Raw genomic sequence first — 23,713 nt, 5'->3', positions numbered from 1 at the left:
TTCCCTATCTGTCTGGAAGCAAGAATAGCGCGACCTCTGGTGTGAGAGAAACAAATATCCATACCCCGATCAGCGCTACCAGATAAGGAACCGTATAGCGCAAGAGTCGGAAATATGGCACTCCCGTTACGCCAGATGCCACGTAAAGGTTTAGCCCGTAAGGCGGTGTAATAAACCCTATAGAAGCGCCAATGAGAAAGATTACCGAGAAGTGGATCGGATCGACACCCACACTTGCCGCGATCGGGGCCAGGATAGGCGCAAGAATGATCGTGACCGGAAGGGATTCCAACACCATACCGGAGAAAAACACGATGATCATCGCAGTAAACAAAACCGCATAGTAACCGCCCATGGAGGTTACGAAATCGCCGATAACCTGCTGGGCTCCGAGAAGCGACAGGATCTGCTGCATCACCACGGAAATTGCGATCAACGGCGCAAGGATGCCGGTGATCTCGGCCGAACGCATCGTGATCCCCGGCACTTGCCAGAGCGTGAAACCCTCGACGACCAGCATTTCCGCATAGTTCTTTTCTTGCCATGTGCGATCGCGGTCCTGTCGCGTCAGGCGGCTGACGAGCCAAGAAAGAAGCCCTGCGATGATGCAGAAACCAACTGTGACGCCAGCTGCTTCGGTTGGCGAAAACTTTCCGGTGTAGATGCCCCAAAGGACAAGACCGATTGCAAAAAAGCCAAGCCATGCACCGAATGCGGTTTTAAGCACCCGGTTTAACTGGAGTGGGATCAAAAAGCCCCATCCGTTGATGCGGCAAATAATCCAGCAGGCGAATTGCATTCCGATGACCATGAGCGCGCCGGGCACGATACCCGCAACGAACAGGTCCGAAATCGGCAAATTCATGAGAAACCCATAGACGATGAAAATAATCGACGGCGGGATGATGATACCGACAGTTCCACCTGCTGCTGCTGTTGCGGCGGAGAAACGCTCATCATAGCCGCCCTTGACCATCTCGGGATGTAGCATTGAACCGATCGTTGCGGTGGTGGCGGAGTTTGAACCTGAAATCGCGGCAAACAGACCGCAAGCGCCGAGTGAGGCCATGGCCAACCCGCCTCGAAGCCACCCAAGACAAGCATACGCGAAGTCCGACAACCGCCGGGCAATTCCGGACTTGTTGATCAGATCCCCAGTTAGAATGAAGAGCGGCATCGCGAGAAGTGCGAAGCCTTTGTTGAAGACGTTAAGGATCTCGGCGCCCATGTTGTCGAGGGTCAGCCCAAGAACGAATGAGCAGCCAACCACCCAATAGGCAATCACCAAAAACACCGGGACGCCCAGCATAAAGAGTATCGTAACGCCGACGGAGATCAGCGTGACAAGGGTTCCATCCGTCATCAGGTATCTCCTCCAATAACCGCCTGCCGGAGGAGGGGCTTGCCAGCGCGCATATTTTTTATGTCATCTTCGATGTTTTCAACCGCACGCGCCGCCATGAGGGTCGCGGCGATGGGAGCCGACAACAGGAACCACCATTGCATGGTGTTGTCTGTTCCCAGAACGATTTGAAAGTTCGAAGCGGACAGCGCAACAACGCGTAGGGTTGTCACGAGAAGAATAAGCGCGAAGCCAAACCAAAGAGCGAAATCGAGAAGCAGACAGGCGAACTGTGCCGTCCGCGGCATGATCATTCGGAATTCAGAGAAGCTGAGATGCGTTCGCATCCGAATATTGTAGGCCCCCCCGAAGAGCGCCATGATCATGAAAAGAAATGGGGGAATGGTGGTTGACCAAGGTTGTTGATTTGAGAAGACGAAACGGTCAATGACGCCCCAGAAGATGATGGCTGCCGTCAAAAGATAGCAGGTCACCATAACAGTCCGTTCGAAGTAGCGTTCAACGACGGGGACATGGTGGTAGATCCAGGCAAGCAGCATACCTGAGATCGCGAGGAACACGGCGCCGAAAATGTAGACCGTATTAGGTGAAAGCGCCTGCCGGATCGTCCAAGAATCTTGACTTCCCAGCGCTCTGATGAGCGCAGCCAAATCGGACCAGAGCTCCATCGGCCGTCCTCCCTCTTTCCTATTGTCGCCGGGATTATCCGGTCATTTATTCTTTGCCGGAGGCCCTCACACACTCTTTGCGGAGGCCCTCCGGCGATAGGCATTGGGACTATATCAGCCTTTCCACCAACGGCGCGGTTCGACATTTTCAGCGAGTGTGTGCGGGTTGTTGCGCACCTCGTTGTAAATGTCCTGGTAGGTGTCGATGCCACCGGCCCAGCCGTTAATCCGTTCGCGCCACTGCTCCCAGAGCTGCGGTTGGAACTCGGGCGAACACATTTCTTCGGCCTTGCGAATTTCAGCATCCGACAGAGACGCAACCCGAACATTGTTCTGGGCGAAGATCGTGTCCGGCAACTGCGGGTTGGAGAAACCGACGGTATTGACGAGAGCGGCCTCGTTTGCTGCCTGCACGTGAACTTGGGTGAGGTATGAGGATTCCATAACGGCATCCTGCAACTCGCCACTCAGGCTGTCGAAGGTTGATACGGTCATCGCCGTGTGTTCGGTGCCGCAGAAGAACCGCAGGTCAACACATTGGCTCACAACCGGCGACATGTTGGCATAGGCCACGGCCGAAGCCCATGTCTCAGCGCCATCGATCAACCCTTGCTTGAGGCCGTCAAGGGTTTCCTCCCACGCGACAGGCACGGGGTTCAGGTTGAGTGCATTCATGGCGATCCGGCCAAGCTGCGTTCCCGTAACGCGGTTCTTGGTGCCTGCCAGTTGGTCAATCGATGTGACCGTTTCCTTGTCTTGCCAGGACAGACCGAGCTGGATGCCCCGAAGTTCAGCGTGTGTGAACAGGAACTTCAGTCCGTGACGCTTCTCGAATGGTTCGCGCAGGATCCGCTGAGATTCCGGTGAGTACATGAAGTAGTACTGATCAGCGCGGCTGCGGAACATATACGCATAGTCAAGGACGTTGAGGTAGGGCGCACCACCGGCTGAATTCTGGGTCGACGCCGCGTAGAGATCGATGATCCCCTGCTGTGCTTTCTCGACGCACGAGAGCTGGCCGCAAATCTGGTTATTGCCGATGAATTCGATGCGGATTTCTCCGTCCGTACGCTCCTCCAGGTCACGGGCGAACTCAAGACAACCGGCCCGCTCGATCAACAGGTTTTGCGGGTTAAATCCGGCCGCGCCGAACTTCAGAGTGTGCTTGGCGTCCTTTGCGAAGCGCTTGTTGTAGGTAGACTCTGCCGCTCTGGCGAGGTTCGCCGCCGTCATCACACCGCCGAACGCGCCTGCAGCAAAGAGCGTCGAGCTCATGCCGTAAGTTCCTGCAATTTTGAAGAAATCTCGGCGTGAGATACCCTTTATGCGATCATAAATTCCCATTTATTCCTCCCATTTTGTGAATTAATGATACTTAATTTATCAAAAAAAGCTAGATTAGTATTGGTAACTTGCATAGAGATAATTGCATCTGATGGAGGGTTTTTTGAAAATGGAAGCAGATTTTGTGGTCGTCGGCGCCGGTTCGGCGGGATGCGTGATCGCAAATCGGCTAAGTGCGAATCCGAACACCAAGGTCCTCCTTCTGGAAGCGGGTGGCGCGGATCGAAACCCGTGGATCCATATTCCGGTCGGTTACTTCAAGACCATGCATAACCCCAGTGTCGACTGGTGTTACAAGACAGAGCCAGATCCAGGATTGAATGGCCGGCAACTTGACTGGCCGCGCGGGAAAGTGCTCGGAGGGTCTTCGTCTCTCAACGGCCTTCTTTATGTTCGCGGGCAACCGCAGGACTATGACCGCTGGCGTCAAATGGGGAACACAGGCTGGGGTTGGGACGATGTCCTGCCTCTTTTCAAGCGCTCGGAAGATCAAGAGCGTGGCGCTGATGCGTTCCATGGACAGGGCGGTCCGTTGTCGGTATCGGACATGCGCCTGCGAAGGCCTATCTGCGATGCCTGGGTGGAGGCAGCCCAGGCTGCGGGTTACCCTCTAAATCCCGATTACAATGGCGCTGAACAGGAAGGCGTCGGGTATTTTCAACTCACGACGCGGAATGGACGGCGATGCTCCTCTGCCGTTGCTTTCCTGAAACCGGTTCGGTCGCGTTCGAACCTTCAGATTGTGACCCGGGCAGCAACGACACGCATCCTTTTTGAAGGGCGCCGCGCAACAGGTGTGGTCTACCAGGACACTGAAGGGCGCGCGCACACTGTGAAAGCACGTGCGGAAGTCATTCTTTCGGCGGGCGCTATCGGCTCACCGCAGCTGATGATGGTGTCGGGCATTGGAGAGGCCCAACACCTGAAAGAGCAAGGTATTGATATTGTTGCTGACCTGCCGGGCGTCGGCAAGAACTTGCAGGACCATCTACAGGCGCGCCTCGTCTTCAAGTGTAATGAGCCTACACTGAACGACGAAGTTCGCAGTTTACTCAACCAGGCACGTATCGCGTTGAAGTACGCGCTGTTCCGGGCCGGACCGATGACGATGGCCGCCAGCTTGGCGATGGGGTTCCTACGCACAGGTGATCACGTTGATACGCCGGACATCCAGTTCCACGTCCAGCCTTGGTCAGCCGACAGCCCTGGTGAAGGCGTTCACCCATTTTCAGCCTTTACGATGTCGGTATGTCAACTTCGCCCGGAAAGTCGTGGTGAAATCCGCCTCGCGTCGCCGGATGCCAGCGTTTATCCGAAAATACATCCAAACTACCTGTCGACCGAGACCGATCGCCGGACGATCGTGGCCGGTATCAACATCGCCAGGCGCATCGCTCAGCATGCTCCGCTGAAGCATAAGATTTCAGAAGAATTCCGGCCGGACGCCTCGCTTGATATCGACGACTACGAAGCCACGCTCGACTGGGCGCGGAATAACTCGACGACAATCTATCATCCAACAGGCACCTGCAAGATGGGCAAAGGCGAAGGCGCCGTTGTCGACGAGCGTCTGCGCGTTCAAGGCATTGAGGGACTGCGTGTCGCTGACTGTTCGATCATGCCCGAAATCGTCTCGGGCAATACCAACGCTCCAGCAATCATGATCGGTGAGAAAGTGTCCGACATGATCTTGGAAGACCAGAAAGTTGGCGCGATGTAGCGCCCAGAATTCCAGTTCCAATGTACATCTCCAAGGGAGTAACGGCATGAAAATGACGACTGAAGAAGCCTTCGTCAAAGTTCTCCAACGCCACGGAATCAAAAATTCGTTCGGCATAATCGGATCCGCCATGATGCCGATCTCTGACCTGTTTCCGACTGCGGGCATTACCTTCTGGGACTGTGCGCACGAAGGTAGCGCTGGGATGATGGCTGACGGCTACACGCGCGCTACCGGCAAAATGTCGATGATGATCGCACAAAACGGCCCGGGCATTACCAACTTCGTAACTGCAGTAAAAACCGCCTACTGGAACCACACGCCGCTCTTGCTGGTTACTCCGCAAGCAGCGAACAAGACCATAGGGCAAGGCGGCTTCCAGGAAGTCGAGCAGATGAAGCTTTTCGAAGATATGGTGGCATATCAGGAAGAGGTTCGTGACCCGACGCGCGTCGCCGAGGTTCTGACGCGTGTGATCTCGCAAGCCCGCCGCCTGAGTGGCCCGGCCCAGATCAATCTGCCGCGGGATTTCTGGACACAGGTCGTCGACATTGAGATCCCCGATCCGATCGTTTTCGAAGCTTCGCCGGGCGGTGAAAACTCTGTTGCCTCGGCTGCCGAGCTTCTGAGTTCCGCCAAGAATCCTGTCATCCTGAATGGTGCGGGGGTGGTCCTCTCGGGCGCAATTCCTGCATCTGTTGCGCTGGCTGAGCGTCTTTCAGCGCCCGTTTGCGTGGGGTATCAGCACAACGACGCCTTCCCGGGTTCGCACCCGCTTTTTGCCGGGCCACTGGGATACAACGGGTCCAAGGCCGGTATGGAACTGATCAAGGAGGCCGATGTCGTTCTCTGTCTCGGTACGCGATTGAACCCGTTCTCAACACTCCCCGGCTACGGCATGGAGTATTGGCCAACGGATGCGAAAATCATTCAGGTTGATATCAATCCAGACCGGATCGGTCTGACCAAGAAGGTCACGGTCGGTATTGTCGGTGACGCGAAAAAGGTCGCGGAGGGTATCCTGGCGAACCTGTCGGATACTGCGGGCAATGATGGACGCGATGAACGGTTGGCGCGTGTTTCGCTCGTCAAGTCCCGTTGGGCGCAGCAATTGTCTTCGATGGATCATGAAGATGACGATCCAGGAACAACATGGAATGAACGTGCACGTGCGGCTAAGCCGGATTGGATGAGCCCGCGTATGGCGTGGCGCGCAATCCAGGCAGCACTGCCGAAAGAGGCGATTATCTCGTCCGACATTGGCAACAACTGCGCAATTGGCAATGCCTACCCGTCTTTCGAAGAGGGCCGCAAATACCTCGCGCCAGGGCTCTTTGGTCCGTGCGGCTACGGCTTGCCATCGATTGTCGGGGCAAAGATCGGCTGCCCGGATGTGCCCGTCGTGGGCTTTGCAGGTGATGGTGCTTTTGGCATCGCTGTCAACGAACTAACTGCGATCGGACGCGGCGAATGGCCGGCAATCACCCAGATCGTTTTCCGCAATTACCAGTGGGGCGCGGAAAAACGAAACTCGACGCTCTGGTTTGACGACAACTTCGTCGGCACGGAACTTGATGAAGGGGTCTCTTACGCAGGGATCGCCCAGTCCTGCGGGTTGAAGGGCGTCGTTGCCCGCACCATGCAAGAACTAACGGATGCTCTGAACCAGGCGCTTGAAGATCAAAAGGCCGGAAAGACGACGTTGATCGAGGCGATGATCAATCAGGAATTGGGCGAACCCTTCCGCCGTGACGCAATGAAAAAACCGGTTGGCGTCGCCGGCATCGATCCTGCGGATATGATGGAGCAGGCGGTCTAACCCGTCGCGAACAAGTGGCAGAAAAGGCGCGCACTCACAGGATGTTGGCGCGCGCCGCCATATTAAGGTTCACAGCTCCCAGCTCGGGTTTTGAAAGCGCGCAAACCGTTATGTCTGGGTGTTTGTGCCCCAATTAAATCAACGGGTCTGGTCCGTTGGTGGCGGAAAATTCACCTGGAACCAAGAGGTTGCAGACAAGATAGGGAGCCTTTTCGTGGAAGTCAGTCACGCACTGGACGCATTCTTTTTGGCAAATTGCGCCGTCGTGATCGCCGCTTTGGTCCAGACTTCCACCGGCATGGGGTTCGCGATGATTGCCGCGCCGTTGCTGGCGCTTGTGAGCATCAGTTTCGTGCCGGGGCCGATGTTGTTCATCAATCTCTTTTTGTCTGTCTTCATGCTTGGTGATGGACGTTCTCATGTCGCTCGCCGCGAGATCCTGGCGCTTGGGCGGGCCATTCTGGTCGGCGCACTCATCGGTGCAGCCATCCTGAGCCGCATTCCTGGTGACAGGCTGGCCGTGGTGTTCGCGAGCTTGATACTGCTGGCCGTTGCAATTTCAATCTTTGCAAAGGCGCCGCCATTCACACCTCGAAACCTCTCGATATGCGGCGTGGCCGTCGGCGTTATGGGATCAACATCAGGCATTCCGGGCGCCCCGCTTGTTATCATGTACCAAAACGAGCCATTGGAAAAAACGCGCCCGACCATGGCTTTGGTTTTCACGTTTTCCTACATCACCTCTCTTTGTGCGCTTGCCTATGTGGGGGTGTTCAATGTCCGGCTAGCATTGGATGGCCTGATGCTATTTCCGGGGCTGCTGATCGGGTACGGTTTTGGGCGTTGGGCACGAAGGTTCATGACGCAGGCGGTTGGGCGCATTTTGATGCTCTCTATCGCTTCCACCGGATCGGTGCTGCTAATTGCCAAGTCGGTGTCTGGCTGATCTTGGAAGAACAGTTTTTGCTGCGGACATGACCGGTAACTGGCGTGCACTTCGTACCCAGGCGAAGGGCGCATGTCTCCACCTAACTGTCTGCTTTGCGTACTGAAATTAAAGAGCACGACTGTTTAATGCTCAATGAAAGCTTGTGGTTTGGATCTTAGTTCAAAAGTGAATCATGAAAGTGTGGTCGCCGGTACCAAGCCTTGCCACCACGCATGAGGTTCTGAGAGTTTGCCGACGGGACCTATGCCCAATTCCCCAACAGTGATGCTATGACCAGACGCAAAACCTCTGGGGTCTGGTTTTGTGTGCCAGTTGGATAAATTACCGAAATTCGATCCGGAACAGGATAGAATAACGCAAAATCAATGACTTACAGAATAATTGGCTGGGGAACCTGGATTCGAACCAGGACTAACAGAGTCAGAGTCTGCGGGTCTACCGTTAACCTATTCCCCAATCCGGACCACGCGTGTTGGTGCGGGCGGAGGCGCGCGGTGAGCGCCTTAATTGGTGAGGGGCGTATACATCCAACCGCCCCTCAAATGCAAGAGCAAGTTTCAGCTTTTTTGATCACAAAATTTTTCGGACATTGCACACCTGCAGAACAGCCTGCCGTCTCTTAGTGAATTTGCCAAGCGGGGTTCTTTTCGAGCGGCGGTCAACCTGATACAGTTTTCCCAACTAAAGGACTTGCTCCGGGTACGTGGCGCGCTGAAACGCCCATATACCTGAGGCATCGAAAGGCAAAAACGTGACTCATTCAGGTCAGGAACCGCCCGAATCCGGGCGACGTGCCCCTGATGTGTCCGGACAAAACGCAGCGCTCAACGAGCGCAAGGGACGAAACCGACGACGCCGGAAAAACCGGTCCGGTCTGGGTTCAGGAGCACAGGGTCGGGAGGGCAACAGGCCCGACGGCCAAGCTCCTTCGAGTGGATCTGACGCCACAAGTGTCTCTCAAGCGGCCGGGCAGACCAGACAAGCTGACGCCAACACGGCGAACGGCATTAAAGATGCTGGGACGGTGAACCCGTCCCATCGGAAGAAAAAGCGGCGCGGCCGCCGGCGGCCGGCGCAAAGCGGGACTGCGAATCCGGAAGCGCAAACAAACGCACATATGAATGCAGCCATCGCTGGGAAAGATGCGCCGCTGTCCGAGGGGTCTCCTTCTGCGAAGGGCAAAAAAGCTGCCAACCGGCGGGGCCGCAAACGTTGGCAGGCTAAAAAGAATCGTGGTCAAGCTGCGCACACCGACCAGGAAACACAGGCTGTTGACACTGAGACCGGAGCAGATCCGCAGCTGTCCAGACCTTTGAATGGCGTGCCTAAACCGGACGGAGGACCGCGTCCGCCAGAACCGTCCGGACGTGATCCGCAACCTATTCGCCGCCCTCGCACGCGCGGACCGGAAAACAATCGGCATGGTCATCGCCGTCATCCAGTGCACGCATCCGGCAATGCGCCTCTTTATGCTGCACTCGATCTTGGAACGAACAATTGCCGGTTGCTGATCGCGCGTCCCGAAGAACGTGGTTTTCGTGTCGTCGATGCCTATTCCCGGATCGTGCGGCTCGGGGAAGGGGTCGGCGCACATCGGCGGCTAGGCGATGCGGCCATGGACCGCGCCATTGATGCGTTGGCCCAGTGCCATCGCAAGCTGGCGGAACGCGGCGTCGAACGGTCCCGTCTGATCGCAACGGAGGCCTGCCGGGCGGCCGAAAACGGGGCAGACTTCATTTCGCGTGTTCAGGCTGAGACCGGCCTCGCGCTGGAAATCGTCAATCGTGAAACCGAAGCACGGCTTGCTGTGGCAGGATGTGCATCCCTGGTTGATCATGATGCCGACGGTGTCATTTTGTTTGATATCGGCGGTGGCTCTTCTGAAATCGTCTGGCTCGATCTGCGCAACAGATGCGGCGCGCGCGGATATGCACTGACGCGGTTCATCCGGTCCTGGATCTCCTTGCCGGTTGGTGTTGTCAATCTGGCCGAGCGTCACGGCGGCGTTCATGTCACACCGGACATCTTTGAGGCGATGGTGGACGATGCGGCCGATCATCTGGCCGAGTTCAACCTTGCAGATGATCTTTCCGAAGCGATCTCCAGCGGCAAGGTTCATATGCTTGGAACCTCGGGCACGGTAACAACTCTGGCCGGGGTTCATCTTGGGCTCCGGCGCTACGATCGCCGGCGCGTCGATGGTACCTGGCTGGAAGACACGCAAGTCGGCGGTATGATTGATCAGCTGCGCGACATGCCGTATGAGGCGCGCGTCAGCAATCCTTGCATCGGCGAAGACCGGGCCGACCTGGTGTTGGCCGGCTGTGCGATTTTGGAGGCCATCCGGCGGCGCTGGAGTTGCCCGAGATTGAGGGTTGCGGACCGCGGGTTGCGCGAGGGCATCTTGACCGAGTTGATGGCGGCCGATGGTGTATGGGCGCGCAGGAAAAACGGGCCGCGGCAAGGACGTGGCCGTCCGAGGAACAGATAATGAGTGGATCGAAAAAACGGGGATCTGGTGACCGCGGTATGCACGTCAAGGTCAAGACGGCGGCCGGGCGGCGGGAATCGTCGACCCGCTGGCTCTCGCGGCAATTGAACGATCCGTATGTCCGGCGCGCCAAAATTGATGGCTACCGGTCCCGCGCCGCTTACAAGCTGATCGAGATTGACGACAAGCACAAGCTCTTGAAACCCGGCTACCGGGTGGTGGACTTGGGATGTGCGCCGGGAGGCTGGTGTCAGATCGCGGTCGACCGGGTCAAGTCTACGGTCGACTCTCCGAAGGTCGTCGGGATCGACTATCTGGACATGGATCACGTGCGCGGCGCAGTGTTCCTGAAAAAGGACTTTCTGGATGACGACGCACCGGCAGCATTGATGGAGGCACTCGGCGGACACAAACCGGATGTTGTCCTGTCGGATATGGCGGCGCCGACCACGGGTCATAAACAAACCGACCATTTGCGCACTACGCATCTCTTTGAGATCGCGATTGACTTTGCGCGCCGAAATCTCGTTCCCGGCGGGTCCTTCTTAGCCAAAGTGTTCCGTGGTGGGACCGAGAATGCCATGCTTCAGGAGTTGAAGCGGGAGTTCAAATCCGTTGCGCACCTGAAACCTCCTGCAAGCCGGAAAGAAAGCCCGGAGCTCTATGTGATTGCCAAGGGTTTTCGCGGCAGCGACCTGCCTGAAGACTGAACTCAAATGCGGTGTTTGGAAACAACGGCGATGGAAAGTGCAGGGCCTGTTCGAACAGGCCCTTTTCATTCTGTCACCTGCATGTTATTCACCCGCGCCAACTTCTCCGGCACAGCCGAAGCGACTCGACAAGATGCAGGCTCTCCTAAAAGCGTGCGTCTCAATTTGTATTTATAGGGGAATTGGCAATGGCATCTTTCTTTGTCCCATCGACCGGGCAACAAGCCCTGACCTTCGACGATGTGCTGCTGATCCCCGGCCACTCGGAAGTTATGCCGGGTGAGGTCGATCTGCGCACGAAAGTCACTCGTGAGCTTGAACTGAACATTCCGATCCTGTCATCGGCCATGGATACGGTTACCGAAGGCCGTCTGGCGATTGCCATGGCGCAGGCCGGTGGCATCGGGGTCATTCACCGGAACCTCTCCCTTGATCAGCAGGCCGAAGAGGTCCGCATGGTCAAGAAATTCGAGTCCGGCATGGTAGTGAACCCGCTGGTGATCGGACCGGATGCCAGCCTGCAAGATGCGCTTGATCTGATGAAGCGGTTCGGGATTTCCGGCGTTCCAGTCGTTGAGAATGGCGGGACCGGCGGCCAGGTGACCGGAAAGCTCGTTGGCATTTTGACAAACCGCGATGTGCGCTTTGCATCTAATCCGGACCAGAAAATCCGCGAGCTGATGACCAGCTCCAATCTGGTTACGGTCAATGACAACGTCAAACAAGACGAAGCCAAACGCCTGCTCCACCAAAACCGCATTGAAAAACTGCTGGTTGTTGATGATGCCGGCAACTGTACCGGCCTGATCACGGTCAAGGATATGGAAAAGGCCCAGCTCAACCCGAACGCGTCCAAGGATGCCCAAGGGCGTTTGCGCGTCGCTGCAGCGACCAGCGTTGGTGAAGAGGGATTTGCCCGCGCCGAGCGGCTGATCGACGCCGGGGTCGACATGGTGGTGGTCGACACGGCACACGGCCATTCCCAGAAGGTTCTCGATCAGGTCAACCGGGTCAAAAAACTCTCCAACTCGGTGCAGGTTCTAGCCGGTAACGTGGCCACTGCTGAAGCAACAAAAGCCCTCATTGATGCCGGGGCCGACGCCGTAAAGGTCGGAATTGGACCGGGCTCCATCTGCACAACGCGGATTGTAGCGGGTGTCGGCGTCCCGCAGCTGACTGCGATCATTGAATCGGTCAACGAAGCCAGCAAACAAGGTGTTCCGGTCGTCGCCGATGGCGGCATCAAGTTTTCTGGCGACCTTGCCAAGGCAATTGCAGCCGGTGCTGCTTCCGTGATGGTTGGGTCACTGCTTGCCGGAACAGAAGAGAGCCCCGGCGAGGTCTACCTGCATCAGGGCCGGTCTTACAAATCTTATCGCGGCATGGGCTCCGTTGGCGCCATGGCGCGCGGTTCGGCCGACCGTTATTTCCAGGCCGAAGTCCGCGACAGCCTGAAGCTGGTCCCAGAAGGCATTGAAGGGCAGGTCCCTTACAAGGGCATGCTCGGCAGTGTTCTCCATCAGTTGGCAGGTGGTCTGCGGGCTGCAATGGGCTATGTCGGTGGCAAAACCATTGAGGATTTCCAGGAGAAAGCGCGCTTTGTTCAAATTTCCGGCGCGGGTTTGCGGGAAAGCCATGCGCATGATGTGACCATCACGCGCGAAAGCCCGAATTATCCGTCAAACGTTTGATCGACTGTAAATATAGAAGGAGCCGGTCTGGTGTCGGCTCTTTTCAAAGGGTAAGCAATGAAAGACGGCGGACGCCTCGCGGCGGCAATTGAAGTCCTGGACGAAGTGGAACGCCGTCATCGGCCGGTCCAGGTGGCCTTGAAAGAGTGGGGATCTGCGCACCGGTTCGCCGGGTCGGGAGATCGCACCGTCATTGGCAATCTCGTCTTTGACGCTCTTCGCAACCGGGCCTCTTTGTCAGCTCAAATGCAGGACGACAGTCCGCGCGCACTGGCGCTCGCGACCTATGTGCTAACTTGGGACAAAGGTCTTGAGGCGCTGACCACCGTATTGAGTGAAGACCGGCATGCGCCCGAGTCATTGACCGACGCTGAGGCAGACCGCCTTGCCGCTCTTGTGCCGAACGATTTGCAGCCGTGGCAGGCAGCCGATGTGCCCGAATGGCTGTGGCCTACATTCTCCGCGGTTTTTGGCGACAATGCGGTCGCCGAGGGACGGGCCCTTGCGCACCGCGCACCGGTCGACATGCGGGTGAACACCCTGAAGTCGGATCGCGAAAAACTCTTGAAAAAACTCAGCCATGCAGGCGCCCAAGAGACCAGTTTGTCGCCACTTGGAATGCGGATTGAAGCAAAACCGGGTCTTGGCCGGATGCCGCATGTTCAAGCCGAAGAGGGCTACCGCAAAGGCTGGTTCGACCTTCAGGATGAGGCCAGTCAGCTTGCAGCCTTGCTGGCGGGGGCGCAGCCCGGACAACAGGTTCTGGATTACTGTGCAGGCGGTGGGGGCAAAACGTTAGCGCTGGCTGCTGCCATGGAGAACAAGGGGCAGCTCTACGCCTATGACGCAGATCGTTTGCGTTTGGCTCCGATCCATGAACGGCTGCAGCGGGCCGGTGTCCGCAACATCCAGGTTCGTGATCCCGCGAGCTCCACGCTGGACGACCTGAAGGGGCAGATGGATCTTGTGTTCATTGATGCCCCGTGCACGGGCACGGGTGTCTGGCGCCGCCGCCCGGATTCAAAATGGAAACTAACGGAAAAGGCGCTCAACGATCGCATGAACGATCAGGTGCATGTACTTGATAATGCAAAAAAGTATGTGAAGGTTGGTGGACGTTTGGTCTACGCAACTTGTTCGTTGCTCTCAGAAGAAAATGTCGACCAAATCAGCCGGTTTCTCTCCGAAAATACAGACTTTGCGTCTGTCTCTGCACTGGATGCCTGGACTAAAATGCTGCCGGGCAAGCCAGTTCCAGCCTATGTTACCGAGCGCGGTGATCTGACCTTGACGCCTGCATCCACCAGGACGGATGGCTTCTTCATCGCGATCCTGGAGCGGACTGCCTAGAGTGTTTTAGGACACGTCTCTCCGGCTGAGGCCCAGCACATTCGGTAAAGGTTCATCCGGACCTGCACCGAATTTGGTTTTTTCACTGCCTTCAGATGACCGGACTGCTTTGGTCTGGTCCGCCGTTTCCGTTTGTTTTGCGTCTGGACCATCGACGGAAACGCAGTTCGCGGCCGTTTCTGTTGCGTTGTTGATTTCCGCTGTTTCTTTGTCTGGTTCCCGGCTCTGCGCTGCAATGTTGCCGGAATTGTCGATACTGGCCGAAGTGCTCTTGGTTGATTTTGCAGCACCCTCAGATGCCTTGATCAGCTTTTCAACCAGCATGCGAATTTCCGGATCCAGGTCTTTGCCGTTGCCCGAAGTCAGAACCACGCGGGCTTGGTTCGGGAACTTCATCGCGGCAAGCGCCGCGCCAAGCGCATTTGCCGGGCCGCGGCTTTCCGGATTTGCGTCAACCGCCTGCAGAGCGTAACGAAGCGCTGCGCCGAATTTGCCGAGCTTGCGGCAAATGACGCTCAAACGGGTCACCAATTCAGTGTTACCCGGCGCAAGGCGGAGGGCTTCCGTCCCGGCCTCAAGAGCATCTTCCAAATCGCCGCGGCCTTCTAAGGCCTGGCTCAGCATGTCAAACGCATCGGAATTGTCTGCGTCTTGCTCGGCAGCCCTGACCGCCAAAGATATGACGTCATCGTAGCGCTTTGACTTTAACAGCGTGCGGGCAAGGCCAAGCAGCGCGGGAATATGATTTGGTGCACTCTTTAGGAGTTTCCGATACGCAGCCACTGCCTGCGGTGCCTGTCCGCCCTTCTCCAAAACCTCAGCCACAACGGTCTGCGCTGCGGGACTGCTGGGCAACAGTGCTGACAACCGCTGCGCATAGGGCGCTGCAAGCCGCGCCTGTTCACGTTTTAAAAGAAGATTGGACAGTCCGAACAACGCGTTCTTATGGTCCGGATCCCGATCCAGAACCTCCCGAAAATTGCTTTCGGCCAACTCCAAATCGTTCATAAGCAACTGGCAATTGGCAAGGCTGGACCGGGCATTGATATGGCTGGGGTCGGCAAAGATGAGCCGGCGCAAACGGGATTGCGCTTCTTCAAGCTCGCCGGTCCGCAGCAATGCCGAGGCCGCCCGATAGGCTATATCGGTGTCATGCGGCAGCATCTCACTGGCGCGCAAATAGCCGGTCTTGGCTCTTAGGAGATCACCTTTTGCTTCAAAGCAAAGGGCCTGATCGTAAATTTCGCGGGCAGCTGCGGTCATGATGCTCGGTTGGGCTGGTTATTGATTCATTAACCTAGGGCAGGCGGGGAGTCCGGAGCAAACGCCAAATCCAACCGTACACAGCTTCTCCCGGATCGGTGCGCAGTACAGTCAGAGGCAAAATGTTGTGCGAGAGTGTTTGCGGCGCAAGAATCCGGTTCAATTTCGGCAAAAAGACGGGTAGAAGCGCGCCATGACACATCATCACGACCGCCTCCTTATCATTGACTTCGGTTCGCAGGTGACCCAGCTGATCGCCCGCCGTTTGCGCGAGCTGAATGTCTACTGTGAAATCCACCCGTATCAGAACGTCACCGACGCGTTTTTGGCCGAATTCGCGCCAAAGGCAGTAATCTTCTCCGGCGGGCCGGATTCCGTGACGCGGGAAGGTTCACCGCGGCCACCGGAGAGCGTTTACAGCATCGGCGTTCCAATCCTCGGCATCTGCTACGGCCAGCAAGTGATGATGCAGCAGCTGGGTGGTGAAGTGCATGGCGGCAAGATTTCCGGCGGTGGCGGCACCGCAGAATTCGGCCGCGCCTTCGTGACACCCGCCGGTACCGATCTGTCGATCCTGAACGGCTGGTTCGCGGGTGGCAGGGAGCAGGTTTGGATGAGCCATGGTGATCACGTCGCCAAGCTCGCACCAGGTTTCGAGGTATTCGGCACCTCGCCGAACGCGCCTTACGCGATTACCGCGGACACGGACCGGAACTTTTACGCCGTTCAGTTCCACCCGGAAGTGCATCACACACCGAACGGTAAGACGCTTTACGAGAATTTCGTCAAGCTCGCCGGGTTCACCGGTGACTGGACCATGGGCGCCTACAAGGACGACGCGATCGAAAAGATCCGTCAGCAGGTCGGCGACAAGAAAGTCATCTGTGGTCTGTCGGGCGGCGTCGACAGCTCCGTTGCCGCTGTCCTGATCCATGAAGCGATCGGCGACCAATTGACGTGTGTTTTTGTTGATCATGGTTTGTTGCGGCTGAATGAGGCGGAAGAAGTCGTCTCGATGTTCCGTGACAACTATAACATTCCGCTGATCCACGCCGACGAGAGCGATCTGTTCCTTGGCGAACTGGACGGCCAGTCCGATCCGGAAACAAAACGCAAGATCATTGGCAAGCTGTTCATCGACGTGTTCCAGAAACACGCCAATGAGATTGAAGGCGCGGAGTTCTTGGCTCAGGGCACGCTATACCCGGATGTGATTGAAAGCGTCAGCTTCTCAGGCGGGCCTTCGGTGACGATCAAATCTCACCACAATGTGGGCGGCCTGCCGGAAAAGATGGGTTTGAAACTGGTCGAACCTCTGCGCGAATTGTTCAAGGACGAGGTGAGGGCACTCGGCCGTGAGCTTGGGTTGCCGGAGAGTTTCATCGGTCGTCACCCGTTTCCAGGACCGGGCCTTGCCATTCGCTGTCCGGGGGAAATCACCCGTGATAAACTGGAAATCCTGCGCAAGGCGGACGCGGTTTACATCGACCAAATCCGCAAGCACGGCCTGTATGACGAGATCTGGCAAGCTTTTGTAGCAATCCTGCCGGTCCGCACGGTCGGCGTGATGGGTGATGGCCGGACTTACGATTACGCCTGTGCGCTCCGTGCTGTAACCTCCGTCGACGGCATGACCGCGGACTATTATCCGTTCAGCCACGAGTTTCTCGGTGAAACCGCGACCCGGATCATCAACGAGGTCGAAGGCATCAACCGCGTGACCTACGACATCACGTCAAAACCTCCGGGCACGATCGAGTGGGAATAGTTTTGGCAGGCCGCGGTTTGGAAACAAGCTGCGGTCTCTTTGTTTTAGGTGAAGTAAAAGGTTTTCGTGCCCGTGGCGCTCATCGACCTTGAACCGGATTGCTCAAAATGCGCTGCGCTGTGCTGCGTCGTGTTTGCGTTCGACAAGTCCGAGTCATTTGGTCTGGACAAGGCGGCCGGGAAGGAATGCCCGAACCTTGAAACCGACAATACTTGCAAGATTTTTGAAGAACGGGTTGAACGTGGATTTCCGGGCTGCGTGAGCTACACGTGTTTCGGAGCCGGCCAACGGGTTACTCAAGAGGTCTTTGGTGGCGTGAGTTGGCGGGAAGAGCCAGCGCTAAAAGCCAGGATGGGCGCGGCGCTCTCTGTACAGCGGCGGATCCATGAACAATTGGTTCTCTTGAATGCGGCGCGAGGGTTGCCGCTGACACCGGAACACAGCGCGCAGATAAATTGCTTCGAGGAAATTTTGTGTTCAAATGACCCGTGGACCGAAGAGGCACTTTCCCGGTTCCCGATCGATAAAGTCGCCGGTGACATCAGCAACTGGATGCAGCAACTGCGCGGACTGGTCTCCTGACGCCCTATTTCGCGCAGCGGATACAAAAGGCCGCTGCCGGGTCGACCTCAAGACGTTTTGTAGTAATGTCTTCGCCGCATTGGGCGCAATAACCGTATTCCCCCTCATCCAGGCGTTTGAGCGCCGCTTCTATCCGTTGTATATCGGCGCGGCGCTGTCGCTCGGAGGCTTGCGCCATGGCTTGTCCCTGGAGAGCGTCCATGCGGGAGAGCCGGCCAACGGCCTGTTGGTCCAGCATGACGGTCGCGCGCGCATCCTCGGAAATCTCGCTGAAGCTCTCGAGCTCTGCCTTCAGCTTGACCAGCGTTTCTCGAACCGCCGCATCGTTCATAGAGGCCTCTCCTGTCCTGGCGTTCAGTTTGACAGATCAGGGCACGACTTCACAAGGCAGAGTGAAATTAGGGAGCTGTTGCCAAGCGGGCTTTGTATTACCGGAATAGCGAATTAGGCTGCGTGCGGTTTTTGCGCGACAACAAAAATGTTTTTGCCCAGCAAGTGCCGCGCTCCAACAGCATCGATTTTCTTGCTGAGGGGAAAGACGTACTTGTTGTAAAACTCATAGGAAGACGCTGAGCCGAGACCGCCCTCGACATCATAACCGACAAGCTTCACCACAAGGCTGGCAAAGAACCCCAAGCTTTCAACATAGTGGCAGTCTTTGATGGCGAAGCCGGAAGATTGGAGTCTGTGGATGAGGTCCCGCTTCGAATAACGGCGATAATGTCCGACAGACCTGTCCAACCCAGAAAACAGCAACTGAAACGCTGGAAGGTAGAGGACCAAGGTTCCGCCGGGCTGCAAAGCCTCAAAACAGTCTGTGATAGCTCCACGGTCATCTTCGATATGTTCGAGAACGTTTGAACTGTAAATGCCGCCAACCTGTTCCGGAAGATCGAGAAGACTGTTAGAGACCTGATACCCTCGATGGCGAAGAATTGACTGTGCGGTTTCGTCGATTTCGACGCACCGCGGCCGCACAGCTGTCTGCTTGTGTACCACGTCCGCCAATGTTCCGATTCCTGCACCGAAGTCTACGATAGACTCGCAATCATAAAGCGCTCCGGAAATGAGTTTCACGATATGCTCATTGTATTCCGGCATGGATTCTTCGACAAACGCGAGTTCTTGAAGACCAGAATATGTCGTGTTGGCAACGGACTGCATGGCATGCTCGCAAGAATAAATCAGCTGTAGCTCAGTAGAGCGCGAGAGTTCTAAATAAACACTAAAGTCCGAGCTGTTTGGTGGGGTCCAAAAAGAACCCGAATGGTTGGACAAGGGTTTCGTGGTTCCAGCAGTAAGATTGCGCTTCAAAAACGTGCTGAAGAGTCAGACGGGGTTTGTAAGCCTTCAACTCAGCCTTTCCGCAACACACGCCTGCCCTCAAGTTAACGCGCAGTGACGCAAGTTTGATTGTGTGTTTTCTCGATTTCCCGGCAAGCTCGACACATTGAAAAAAGTCATTGGAGCATTTGAATGTTGGGAAAAAGAGTTATCTCCATCGCCGCGATCATCAGCGTGCTCGTCTCTGGCGCAAGCGTCGCTGGTGACGTGGAGATCGTTGATGCAACGGCGAGAGAGGGTGCCGGCGGATGGACGTTTTCTGTCACGCTTAAGCACGGCGATACAGGCTGGGACCACTATGCGGATCTTTGGGAGGTCTACACGCCGGAGGGCGAACTTCTCGGCAAAAGGGTCTTGGCGCACCCGCATGTCAACGAGCAACCATTTACCCGGTCCTTATCGGGCGTTCAGATCCCGGACGGCATCACAATTGTGGTTATCCGCGCAAGGGACAGCGTGCACGGTGTCTCGCCGCAGGAATACCGTTTGGAGCTTCCGTAACCGGTTACGCGAGGAACGCCAGGATCCCGTCGGCGACAAATTGCACCGAAAGGGCAGCAAGTAGGACGCCCAGCAGGCGCGTGATGACAAGCTGAGCCGTATCCCCCAGCGCGCGCTCAATGCGTTCGGCTAGAAGAAAAGCGCCGAGACAACTGACCAGGATGATCAAGATCACGCCGCCAAGACCGGCATAGGTCAGGGTGTCCGGGGCCTGGCTGGACAGGAGAATGATCGCAGATATGGCAGCCGGGCCAGAAATCAACGGAATGGCCAGGGGAAAGATGGCGAGTTCGTTGATGGTCGCATGATGGGCCTCTGCGGATTCCATCGCTTTTTCGGCCGTTTCGTTTTTGCGTTCCTGGCGTTTGCCGAAAATCATCTCGATAGCGATCAGGAACAACAAAATGCCGCCTGCGACCCGGAAGGCGGACACCGAGATGCCAAGGACATTTAGGACTGTCTGACCAGTGAAATAAAACAGGCCCAAAATACCGGCTGCAGTGATGGTGGCCCGGATTGCAACCCGGCGCCGGTCTGCGGAGCTCATACCGGCCGTTATCGCCAGAAACATCGGCGCCAATCCGACGGGATCGATGGTCACAAACAGCGTGGCGAAGGCATTGATGTAAAAGTCGATCATCGCGTGTCTCCGACATGCTGATAGGGCGTTTGACGTGCGTTTTACAGGGCTTTTGGCCCTTGCGCGACCAAGCCATGTGAAATGTTTCTGTGCGCCTGTGTATATGATTTATAAGGCATTGAAATTACGAGATTATTAGCAAGCTCAAAAACGCCCACAAATTTGGTCCCGCGAATTGAATCGGATATAAAGACACCAGCAATAACAAACAAATGAGTGTCTCCTTGGCTGACCAGGACAACAGCACCCCTTCAGGCGGGCTTCCGTCGGACATCAAGCCGGTCTCCATCGTCGATGAAATGAAGCGCAGCTACCTCGATTACGCCATGAGCGTGATCGTGTCCCGCGCGCTTCCGGACGTCCGGGACGGCTTGAAGCCGGTGCACCGGCGCATTCTCTATTCGATGCATGAAAACGGCTATGAGTGGAACAAGCCTTACCGCAAGTCGGCCCGTGTAGTCGGCGATGTTATGGGTAAGTACCACCCGCATGGTGACAGCGCGATCTATGATGCCCTTGTCCGCATGGCGCAGGATTTCTCCCTACGCTTGCCGTTGATCGACGGCCAGGGCAACTTCGGCTCCATCGATGGCGATCCGGCCGCGGCGATGCGGTACACCGAGTGCCGTCTGGAAAAGGTTGCGCACCGGCTTCTCGATGACATCGACAAGGAAACGGTCGATTTTCAGGAGAACTACGACAACTCTGAATCCGAGCCGGTCGTCCTTCCTGCAAAATTCCCGAACCTTCTGGTCAACGGTGCTGGCGGTATCGCGGTCGGTATGGCGACAAACATCCCACCGCACAATTTGGGCGAAGTGATCGACGCCTCCATCGCGATCATGGAAAACCCGGCGATGACGCTGGAAGAGCTCATGCAGATCGTGCCTGGGCCAGATTTCCCGACCGGCGGCATGATCCTCGGCCGCGCCGGTATCCGCAGCGCTTATGAGACGGGCCGTGGGTCCGTGCCGATGCGGGCCAAGGTCGACACGGAAGAAATCCGCAAGGATCGCTGGGCCCTGATCGTTTCGGAAATTCCGTATCAGGTCAACAAGTCCACGATGATCGAAAAGATCGCCGAGATGGTGCGGGACAAGCGCGTCGAAGGCATCTCCGACATTCGCGATGAAAGTGACCGCTCCGGTATGCGGGTCGTGATTGAGCTTAAACGCGACGCCGTGCCGGATGTGGTTTTGAACCAGCTTTACCGGTTCAGCCAGCTTCAAACGTCCTTTGGGGCGAACATGGTGGCGTTGAACGGCGGCAAGCCGGAACAAATGAACCTGACCGACATGCTGAAGGCTTTCGTCGCCTTCCGCGAAGAGGTCATCCAGCGCCGGACCCGATACCTGCTGAAAAAATGCCGCGACCGGGCGCATATCTTGGTCGGCCTCGGAATTGCTGTCGCCAATATTGATGAGGTGATCAAACTCATTCGGGCCGCTCCGGATCCGGCGACTGCGCGCGCGCAATTGATGGAACGCAACTGGCCCGCCAGGGACGTGGAAGATCTAATCCGCTTGATCGACGATCCGCGCCACATGGTTCAAGAGGACGGCACCTACAAGCTGTCCGAAGAACAGGCTCGCGCGATCCTCGATCTCCGGCTGCAGCGCCTGACGGCCATGGGCCGGGACGAGATCGAGGAAGAGCTCAACAAGATCGGCGCCGAAATCAGCGACTATCTCGACATTCTCCGCTCCCGGGCGCGGATCCAGGAGATCGTCCGCAACGAGATGCTGGAAATCAAGGAAGAATTCGCAACCCCGCGCCGGACCGAGATCATCGAAGGCGGAGCGGACTTTGACGAAGAAGACCTGATCCAGCGTGAAGACATGGTCGTGACCGTCTCTCACGGCGGCTACATCAAGCGTGTTCCGCTTGCGACTTACCGCGCTCAACGCCGCGGCGGCAAGGGCCGGTCGGGCATGGCGACCAAGGATGAGGATTTCGTCACCCGTCTCTTTGTTGCCAACACGCATACGCCGGTTCTGTTCTTCTCTTCTCGTGGCATTTGCTACAAGATGAAGGTCTGGCGTCTGCCGCTCGGCGGCCCGACCTCGCGCGGCAAGGCCCTGGTCAACATGCTGCCGTTGGAACAAGGCGAACAGATCACCTCAATTCTGCCGTTACCGGAAGACGAGGACACCTGGGCAAACCTCGACGTGATGTTTGCAACGGTGCGCGGCACCGTGCGCCGGAACAAGCTCTCCGATTTCGTCAACATCAACCGGAACGGCAAGATTGCCATGAAGCTGGAAGATGGCGACGGCATTGTGGGGGTCGACACATGTTCTGAGCATTCGGATGTCATGCTGACCACGAATTCCGGCCAGTGTATCCGGTTCCCTGTGACCGATGTGCGTGTTTTCGCTGGACGGAATTCGGTCGGCGTGCGCGGCATCCGTCTTGCGGACGGCGATCGTGTCATCTCCATGCAAATCCTGCATCACATCGATGTCGATGCCGAGGAGCGCGCCGCATATCTGAAGCTTTCCCGGGCCATGCGCGGCGAAGCGGATGAAAACGGCGGGGCTGCAGACGAGGATGGTGTTGTTGCTGGCGAGTTGTCTCAGGAACGCTATGCGGAAATGAGCGCTGCTGAACAGATCATCCTGACCATTTCTGAAAACGGATATGGCAAACGGACGTCGTCTTTCGAGTACCGTGTCACCGGCCGCGGCGGTAAGGGCATTACGGCAATGGCCGTCAACAACCGGAATGGCGGCTTGATAGCCTCGTTCCCGGTTGAAGACAGTCATCAGATCATGCTGGTGACGGATGGCGGTCAGTTGATCCGCTGCCCGGTTGATGGAATCCGTATCGCTGGCCGCGCGACCCAAGGGGTGATCATATTCAAGACGGCCGAAGACGAGAAGGTCGTCGCCGTTGAAGGGATCTCCGAGGTTGATGAGGATGAAGAGCTCGTCGAAGGTGAACTGCCAGAAGGTGGCGCAGCCGAGGGCGACGCTGGGTCAGGCGAGGTGGGCGATGGTGATGCACCGAACAGCTCCTCAGGTTCAAATGAGTAACACTTAGAATTCGGGCGGCATTTCGGAGTTAGATATGCCGCCCTTTTCTCTGTCAGGTTCACTTTGTTTTGCTGCCAGCTCAACTCTCTGCAACACCTGCAAGAATGCCGGACATGTTCGGGGCGCCATGCCAAGTCGTGAGTTGATTGGCGGCTTGTGCTGGTGAACGAAAATTTCTGCATACCAGCGCCGCATGCAACGCGGCGATACCAAGATCCTCATAGTTTTTGATCAGTGCAGTCCGGGTCCATGTAGTGGTACGAGGGCGGCGTGTTGCGTGGGTCTTCGTCATCATTCTGCTCCCTGTGTTGCTGCGCCGAAGCGCTGATATACCTGACGGAGCAAACTCTTTGCCAAAGCTTCTTGACCTGAAATAAGTCAATTAAAACAGACGCTATGATGAATTTGTTGCTGATCCTGGTTGGTCAGGATTTGCCGGATTTGGAGAGTATCTTCGCAATTTGGGAAACCGAAA

General features: G+C 56.6%; 18 protein-coding genes and 1 tRNA gene. 11 read left to right on the top strand and 8 right to left on the bottom strand.

Annotated elements, in window-relative coordinates; all coding sequences use genetic code 11:
* Positions 1 to 4 precede the first annotated feature (4 nt).
* The 3 genes from ACVDG4_RS03800 to ACVDG4_RS03790 all read right to left on the bottom strand — a co-directional run bounded on the left by ACVDG4_RS03800 (position 5) and on the right by ACVDG4_RS03790 (position 3,375).
* Positions 5 to 1,363, bottom strand: coding sequence for a TRAP transporter large permease (locus ACVDG4_RS03800; RefSeq protein WP_447234075.1), 1,359 nt, complete (start codon positions 1,361 to 1,363; stop codon positions 5 to 7).
* Positions 1,363 to 2,031: a TRAP transporter small permease gene (locus tag ACVDG4_RS03795; protein WP_447234074.1), complete on the bottom strand. Its 669-nt coding sequence runs from the start codon at positions 2,029 to 2,031 to the stop codon at positions 1,363 to 1,365. Before ACVDG4_RS03795 ends, ACVDG4_RS03800 begins: the two co-directional genes overlap by 1 nt.
* A gap of 114 nt (positions 2,032 to 2,145) precedes the next feature.
* Positions 2,146 to 3,375: a TRAP transporter substrate-binding protein gene (locus ACVDG4_RS03790; protein ID WP_447234073.1), complete on the bottom strand. Its 1,230-nt coding sequence runs from the start codon at positions 3,373 to 3,375 to the stop codon at positions 2,146 to 2,148.
* Positions 3,376 to 3,484: 109 nt separating this feature from the next.
* On the opposite strand from ACVDG4_RS03790, the gene ACVDG4_RS03785 reads away from it, so the two are divergent.
* The 3 genes from ACVDG4_RS03785 to ACVDG4_RS03775 all read left to right on the top strand — a co-directional run bounded on the left by ACVDG4_RS03785 (position 3,485) and on the right by ACVDG4_RS03775 (position 7,860).
* On the top strand, positions 3,485 to 5,095 hold the full coding sequence (locus ACVDG4_RS03785) for a GMC family oxidoreductase (RefSeq protein ID WP_447234072.1): 1,611 nt from the start codon (positions 3,485 to 3,487) through the stop codon (positions 5,093 to 5,095).
* A 46-nt stretch (positions 5,096 to 5,141) separates the two neighbouring features.
* Entirely contained in the window at positions 5,142 to 6,914 is a 1,773-nt protein-coding gene (gene xsc / locus ACVDG4_RS03780; protein ID WP_447234071.1) for a sulfoacetaldehyde acetyltransferase, read from the top strand.
* A 214-nt stretch (positions 6,915 to 7,128) separates the two neighbouring features.
* The gene (locus ACVDG4_RS03775) at positions 7,129 to 7,860 is read left to right on the top strand and encodes a sulfite exporter TauE/SafE family protein (protein ID WP_447234070.1); all 732 of its coding nucleotides are present in this window, start codon (positions 7,129 to 7,131) and stop codon (positions 7,858 to 7,860) included.
* A gap of 385 nt (positions 7,861 to 8,245) precedes the next feature.
* On the opposite strand, the gene ACVDG4_RS03770 is transcribed toward ACVDG4_RS03775, so the two are convergent.
* Positions 8,246 to 8,319 (bottom strand) — tRNA-Gln (locus tag ACVDG4_RS03770).
* A 661-nt stretch (positions 8,320 to 8,980) separates the two neighbouring features.
* Between ACVDG4_RS03770 and ACVDG4_RS03765 the strand changes: the two genes are divergently transcribed.
* The 4 genes from ACVDG4_RS03765 to ACVDG4_RS03750 all read left to right on the top strand — a co-directional run bounded on the left by ACVDG4_RS03765 (position 8,981) and on the right by ACVDG4_RS03750 (position 14,105).
* Positions 8,981 to 10,354 (top strand): Ppx/GppA phosphatase family protein, encoded by a 1,374-nt coding sequence (locus ACVDG4_RS03765; protein ID WP_447234069.1) that lies wholly within the window; start codon positions 8,981 to 8,983, stop codon positions 10,352 to 10,354.
* Positions 10,354 to 11,064 (top strand): RlmE family RNA methyltransferase, encoded by a 711-nt coding sequence (locus ACVDG4_RS03760; protein ID WP_209175734.1) that lies wholly within the window; start codon positions 10,354 to 10,356, stop codon positions 11,062 to 11,064. Before ACVDG4_RS03765 ends, ACVDG4_RS03760 begins: the two co-directional genes overlap by 1 nt.
* A gap of 188 nt (positions 11,065 to 11,252) precedes the next feature.
* Complete coding sequence (guaB, locus tag ACVDG4_RS03755) at positions 11,253 to 12,755, top strand: IMP dehydrogenase (RefSeq protein WP_306147155.1); 1,503 nt, start codon at positions 11,253 to 11,255, stop codon at positions 12,753 to 12,755.
* 57 nt (positions 12,756 to 12,812) lie between these two features.
* Entirely contained in the window at positions 12,813 to 14,105 is a 1,293-nt protein-coding gene (locus ACVDG4_RS03750) for an RsmB/NOP family class I SAM-dependent RNA methyltransferase (RefSeq protein ID WP_447234068.1), read from the top strand.
* A gap of 6 nt (positions 14,106 to 14,111) precedes the next feature.
* Here ACVDG4_RS03750 and ACVDG4_RS03745 read toward each other — a convergent pair whose 3' ends face one another.
* Positions 14,112 to 15,368 (bottom strand): tetratricopeptide repeat protein, encoded by a 1,257-nt coding sequence (locus tag ACVDG4_RS03745; protein WP_447234067.1) that lies wholly within the window; start codon positions 15,366 to 15,368, stop codon positions 14,112 to 14,114.
* A 193-nt stretch (positions 15,369 to 15,561) separates the two neighbouring features.
* Between ACVDG4_RS03745 and guaA the strand changes: the two genes are divergently transcribed.
* Both guaA and ACVDG4_RS03735 read left to right on the top strand, forming a co-directional pair.
* Positions 15,562 to 17,136: a glutamine-hydrolyzing GMP synthase gene (gene guaA / locus ACVDG4_RS03740; protein ID WP_447234066.1), complete on the top strand. Its 1,575-nt coding sequence runs from the start codon at positions 15,562 to 15,564 to the stop codon at positions 17,134 to 17,136.
* Positions 17,137 to 17,202: 66 nt separating this feature from the next.
* Positions 17,203 to 17,718: a hypothetical protein gene (locus ACVDG4_RS03735; RefSeq protein ID WP_447234065.1), complete on the top strand. Its 516-nt coding sequence runs from the start codon at positions 17,203 to 17,205 to the stop codon at positions 17,716 to 17,718.
* 4 nt (positions 17,719 to 17,722) lie between these two features.
* Here the strand turns inward: ACVDG4_RS03735 and ACVDG4_RS03730 are convergent, their stop codons facing one another.
* Both ACVDG4_RS03730 and ACVDG4_RS03725 read right to left on the bottom strand, forming a co-directional pair.
* Positions 17,723 to 18,049 (bottom strand): TraR/DksA family transcriptional regulator, encoded by a 327-nt coding sequence (locus ACVDG4_RS03730; RefSeq protein WP_447234064.1) that lies wholly within the window; start codon positions 18,047 to 18,049, stop codon positions 17,723 to 17,725.
* A 113-nt stretch (positions 18,050 to 18,162) separates the two neighbouring features.
* Complete coding sequence (locus ACVDG4_RS03725; RefSeq protein ID WP_447234063.1) at positions 18,163 to 18,882, bottom strand: class I SAM-dependent methyltransferase; 720 nt, start codon at positions 18,880 to 18,882, stop codon at positions 18,163 to 18,165.
* A gap of 312 nt (positions 18,883 to 19,194) precedes the next feature.
* On the opposite strand from ACVDG4_RS03725, the gene ACVDG4_RS03720 reads away from it, so the two are divergent.
* Positions 19,195 to 19,563: a hypothetical protein gene (locus tag ACVDG4_RS03720; protein WP_447234062.1), complete on the top strand. Its 369-nt coding sequence runs from the start codon at positions 19,195 to 19,197 to the stop codon at positions 19,561 to 19,563.
* Positions 19,564 to 19,567: 4 nt separating this feature from the next.
* On the opposite strand, the gene ACVDG4_RS03715 is transcribed toward ACVDG4_RS03720, so the two are convergent.
* Positions 19,568 to 20,203 carry a MarC family protein gene (locus ACVDG4_RS03715; protein ID WP_447234061.1) on the bottom strand — a complete coding sequence of 212 codons (636 nt, stop codon included), beginning with the start codon at positions 20,201 to 20,203 and terminating at the stop codon, positions 19,568 to 19,570.
* Positions 20,204 to 20,415: 212 nt separating this feature from the next.
* On the opposite strand from ACVDG4_RS03715, the gene gyrA reads away from it, so the two are divergent.
* Complete coding sequence (gene gyrA / locus ACVDG4_RS03710; protein ID WP_447234060.1) at positions 20,416 to 23,238, top strand: DNA gyrase subunit A; 2,823 nt, start codon at positions 20,416 to 20,418, stop codon at positions 23,236 to 23,238.
* The last annotated feature ends 475 nt before the right edge of the window (positions 23,239 to 23,713 follow it).

The organism is Roseibium sp. MB-4 (genome assembly GCF_053005265.1).
Note: the sequence above shows the minus strand (reverse complement) of the source record. Positions and strands in the feature narration are given on the sequence as shown.

Bases quoted from the DNA above. Each gene is read 5' to 3' on its own strand.
- ACVDG4_RS03800 (WP_447234075.1), bottom strand. From the start codon at position 1,363: ATGACGGATGGAACCCTTGTCACGCTGATCTCCGTCGGCGTTACGATA.
- ACVDG4_RS03795 (WP_447234074.1), bottom strand. From the start codon at position 2,031: ATGGAGCTCTGGTCCGATTTGGCTGCGCTCATCAGAGCGCTGGGAAGT.
- ACVDG4_RS03790 (WP_447234073.1), bottom strand. From the start codon at position 3,375: ATGGGAATTTATGATCGCATAAAGGGTATCTCACGCCGAGATTTCTTC.
- ACVDG4_RS03785 (WP_447234072.1), top strand. From the start codon at position 3,485: ATGGAAGCAGATTTTGTGGTCGTCGGCGCCGGTTCGGCGGGATGCGTG.
- xsc (WP_447234071.1), top strand. From the start codon at position 5,142: ATGAAAATGACGACTGAAGAAGCCTTCGTCAAAGTTCTCCAACGCCAC.
- ACVDG4_RS03765 (WP_447234069.1), top strand. From the start codon at position 8,981: ATGAATGCAGCCATCGCTGGGAAAGATGCGCCGCTGTCCGAGGGGTCT.
- ACVDG4_RS03760 (WP_209175734.1), top strand. From the start codon at position 10,354: ATGAGTGGATCGAAAAAACGGGGATCTGGTGACCGCGGTATGCACGTC.
- guaB (WP_306147155.1), top strand. From the start codon at position 11,253: ATGGCATCTTTCTTTGTCCCATCGACCGGGCAACAAGCCCTGACCTTC.
- ACVDG4_RS03750 (WP_447234068.1), top strand. From the start codon at position 12,813: ATGAAAGACGGCGGACGCCTCGCGGCGGCAATTGAAGTCCTGGACGAA.
- ACVDG4_RS03745 (WP_447234067.1), bottom strand. From the start codon at position 15,368: ATGACCGCAGCTGCCCGCGAAATTTACGATCAGGCCCTTTGCTTTGAA.
- guaA (WP_447234066.1), top strand. From the start codon at position 15,562: ATGACACATCATCACGACCGCCTCCTTATCATTGACTTCGGTTCGCAG.
- ACVDG4_RS03730 (WP_447234064.1), bottom strand. From the start codon at position 18,049: ATGAACGATGCGGCGGTTCGAGAAACGCTGGTCAAGCTGAAGGCAGAG.
- ACVDG4_RS03725 (WP_447234063.1), bottom strand. From the start codon at position 18,882: ATGCAGTCCGTTGCCAACACGACATATTCTGGTCTTCAAGAACTCGCG.
- ACVDG4_RS03720 (WP_447234062.1), top strand. From the start codon at position 19,195: ATGTTGGGAAAAAGAGTTATCTCCATCGCCGCGATCATCAGCGTGCTC.
- ACVDG4_RS03715 (WP_447234061.1), bottom strand. From the start codon at position 20,203: ATGATCGACTTTTACATCAATGCCTTCGCCACGCTGTTTGTGACCATC.
- gyrA (WP_447234060.1), top strand. From the start codon at position 20,416: ATGAGTGTCTCCTTGGCTGACCAGGACAACAGCACCCCTTCAGGCGGG.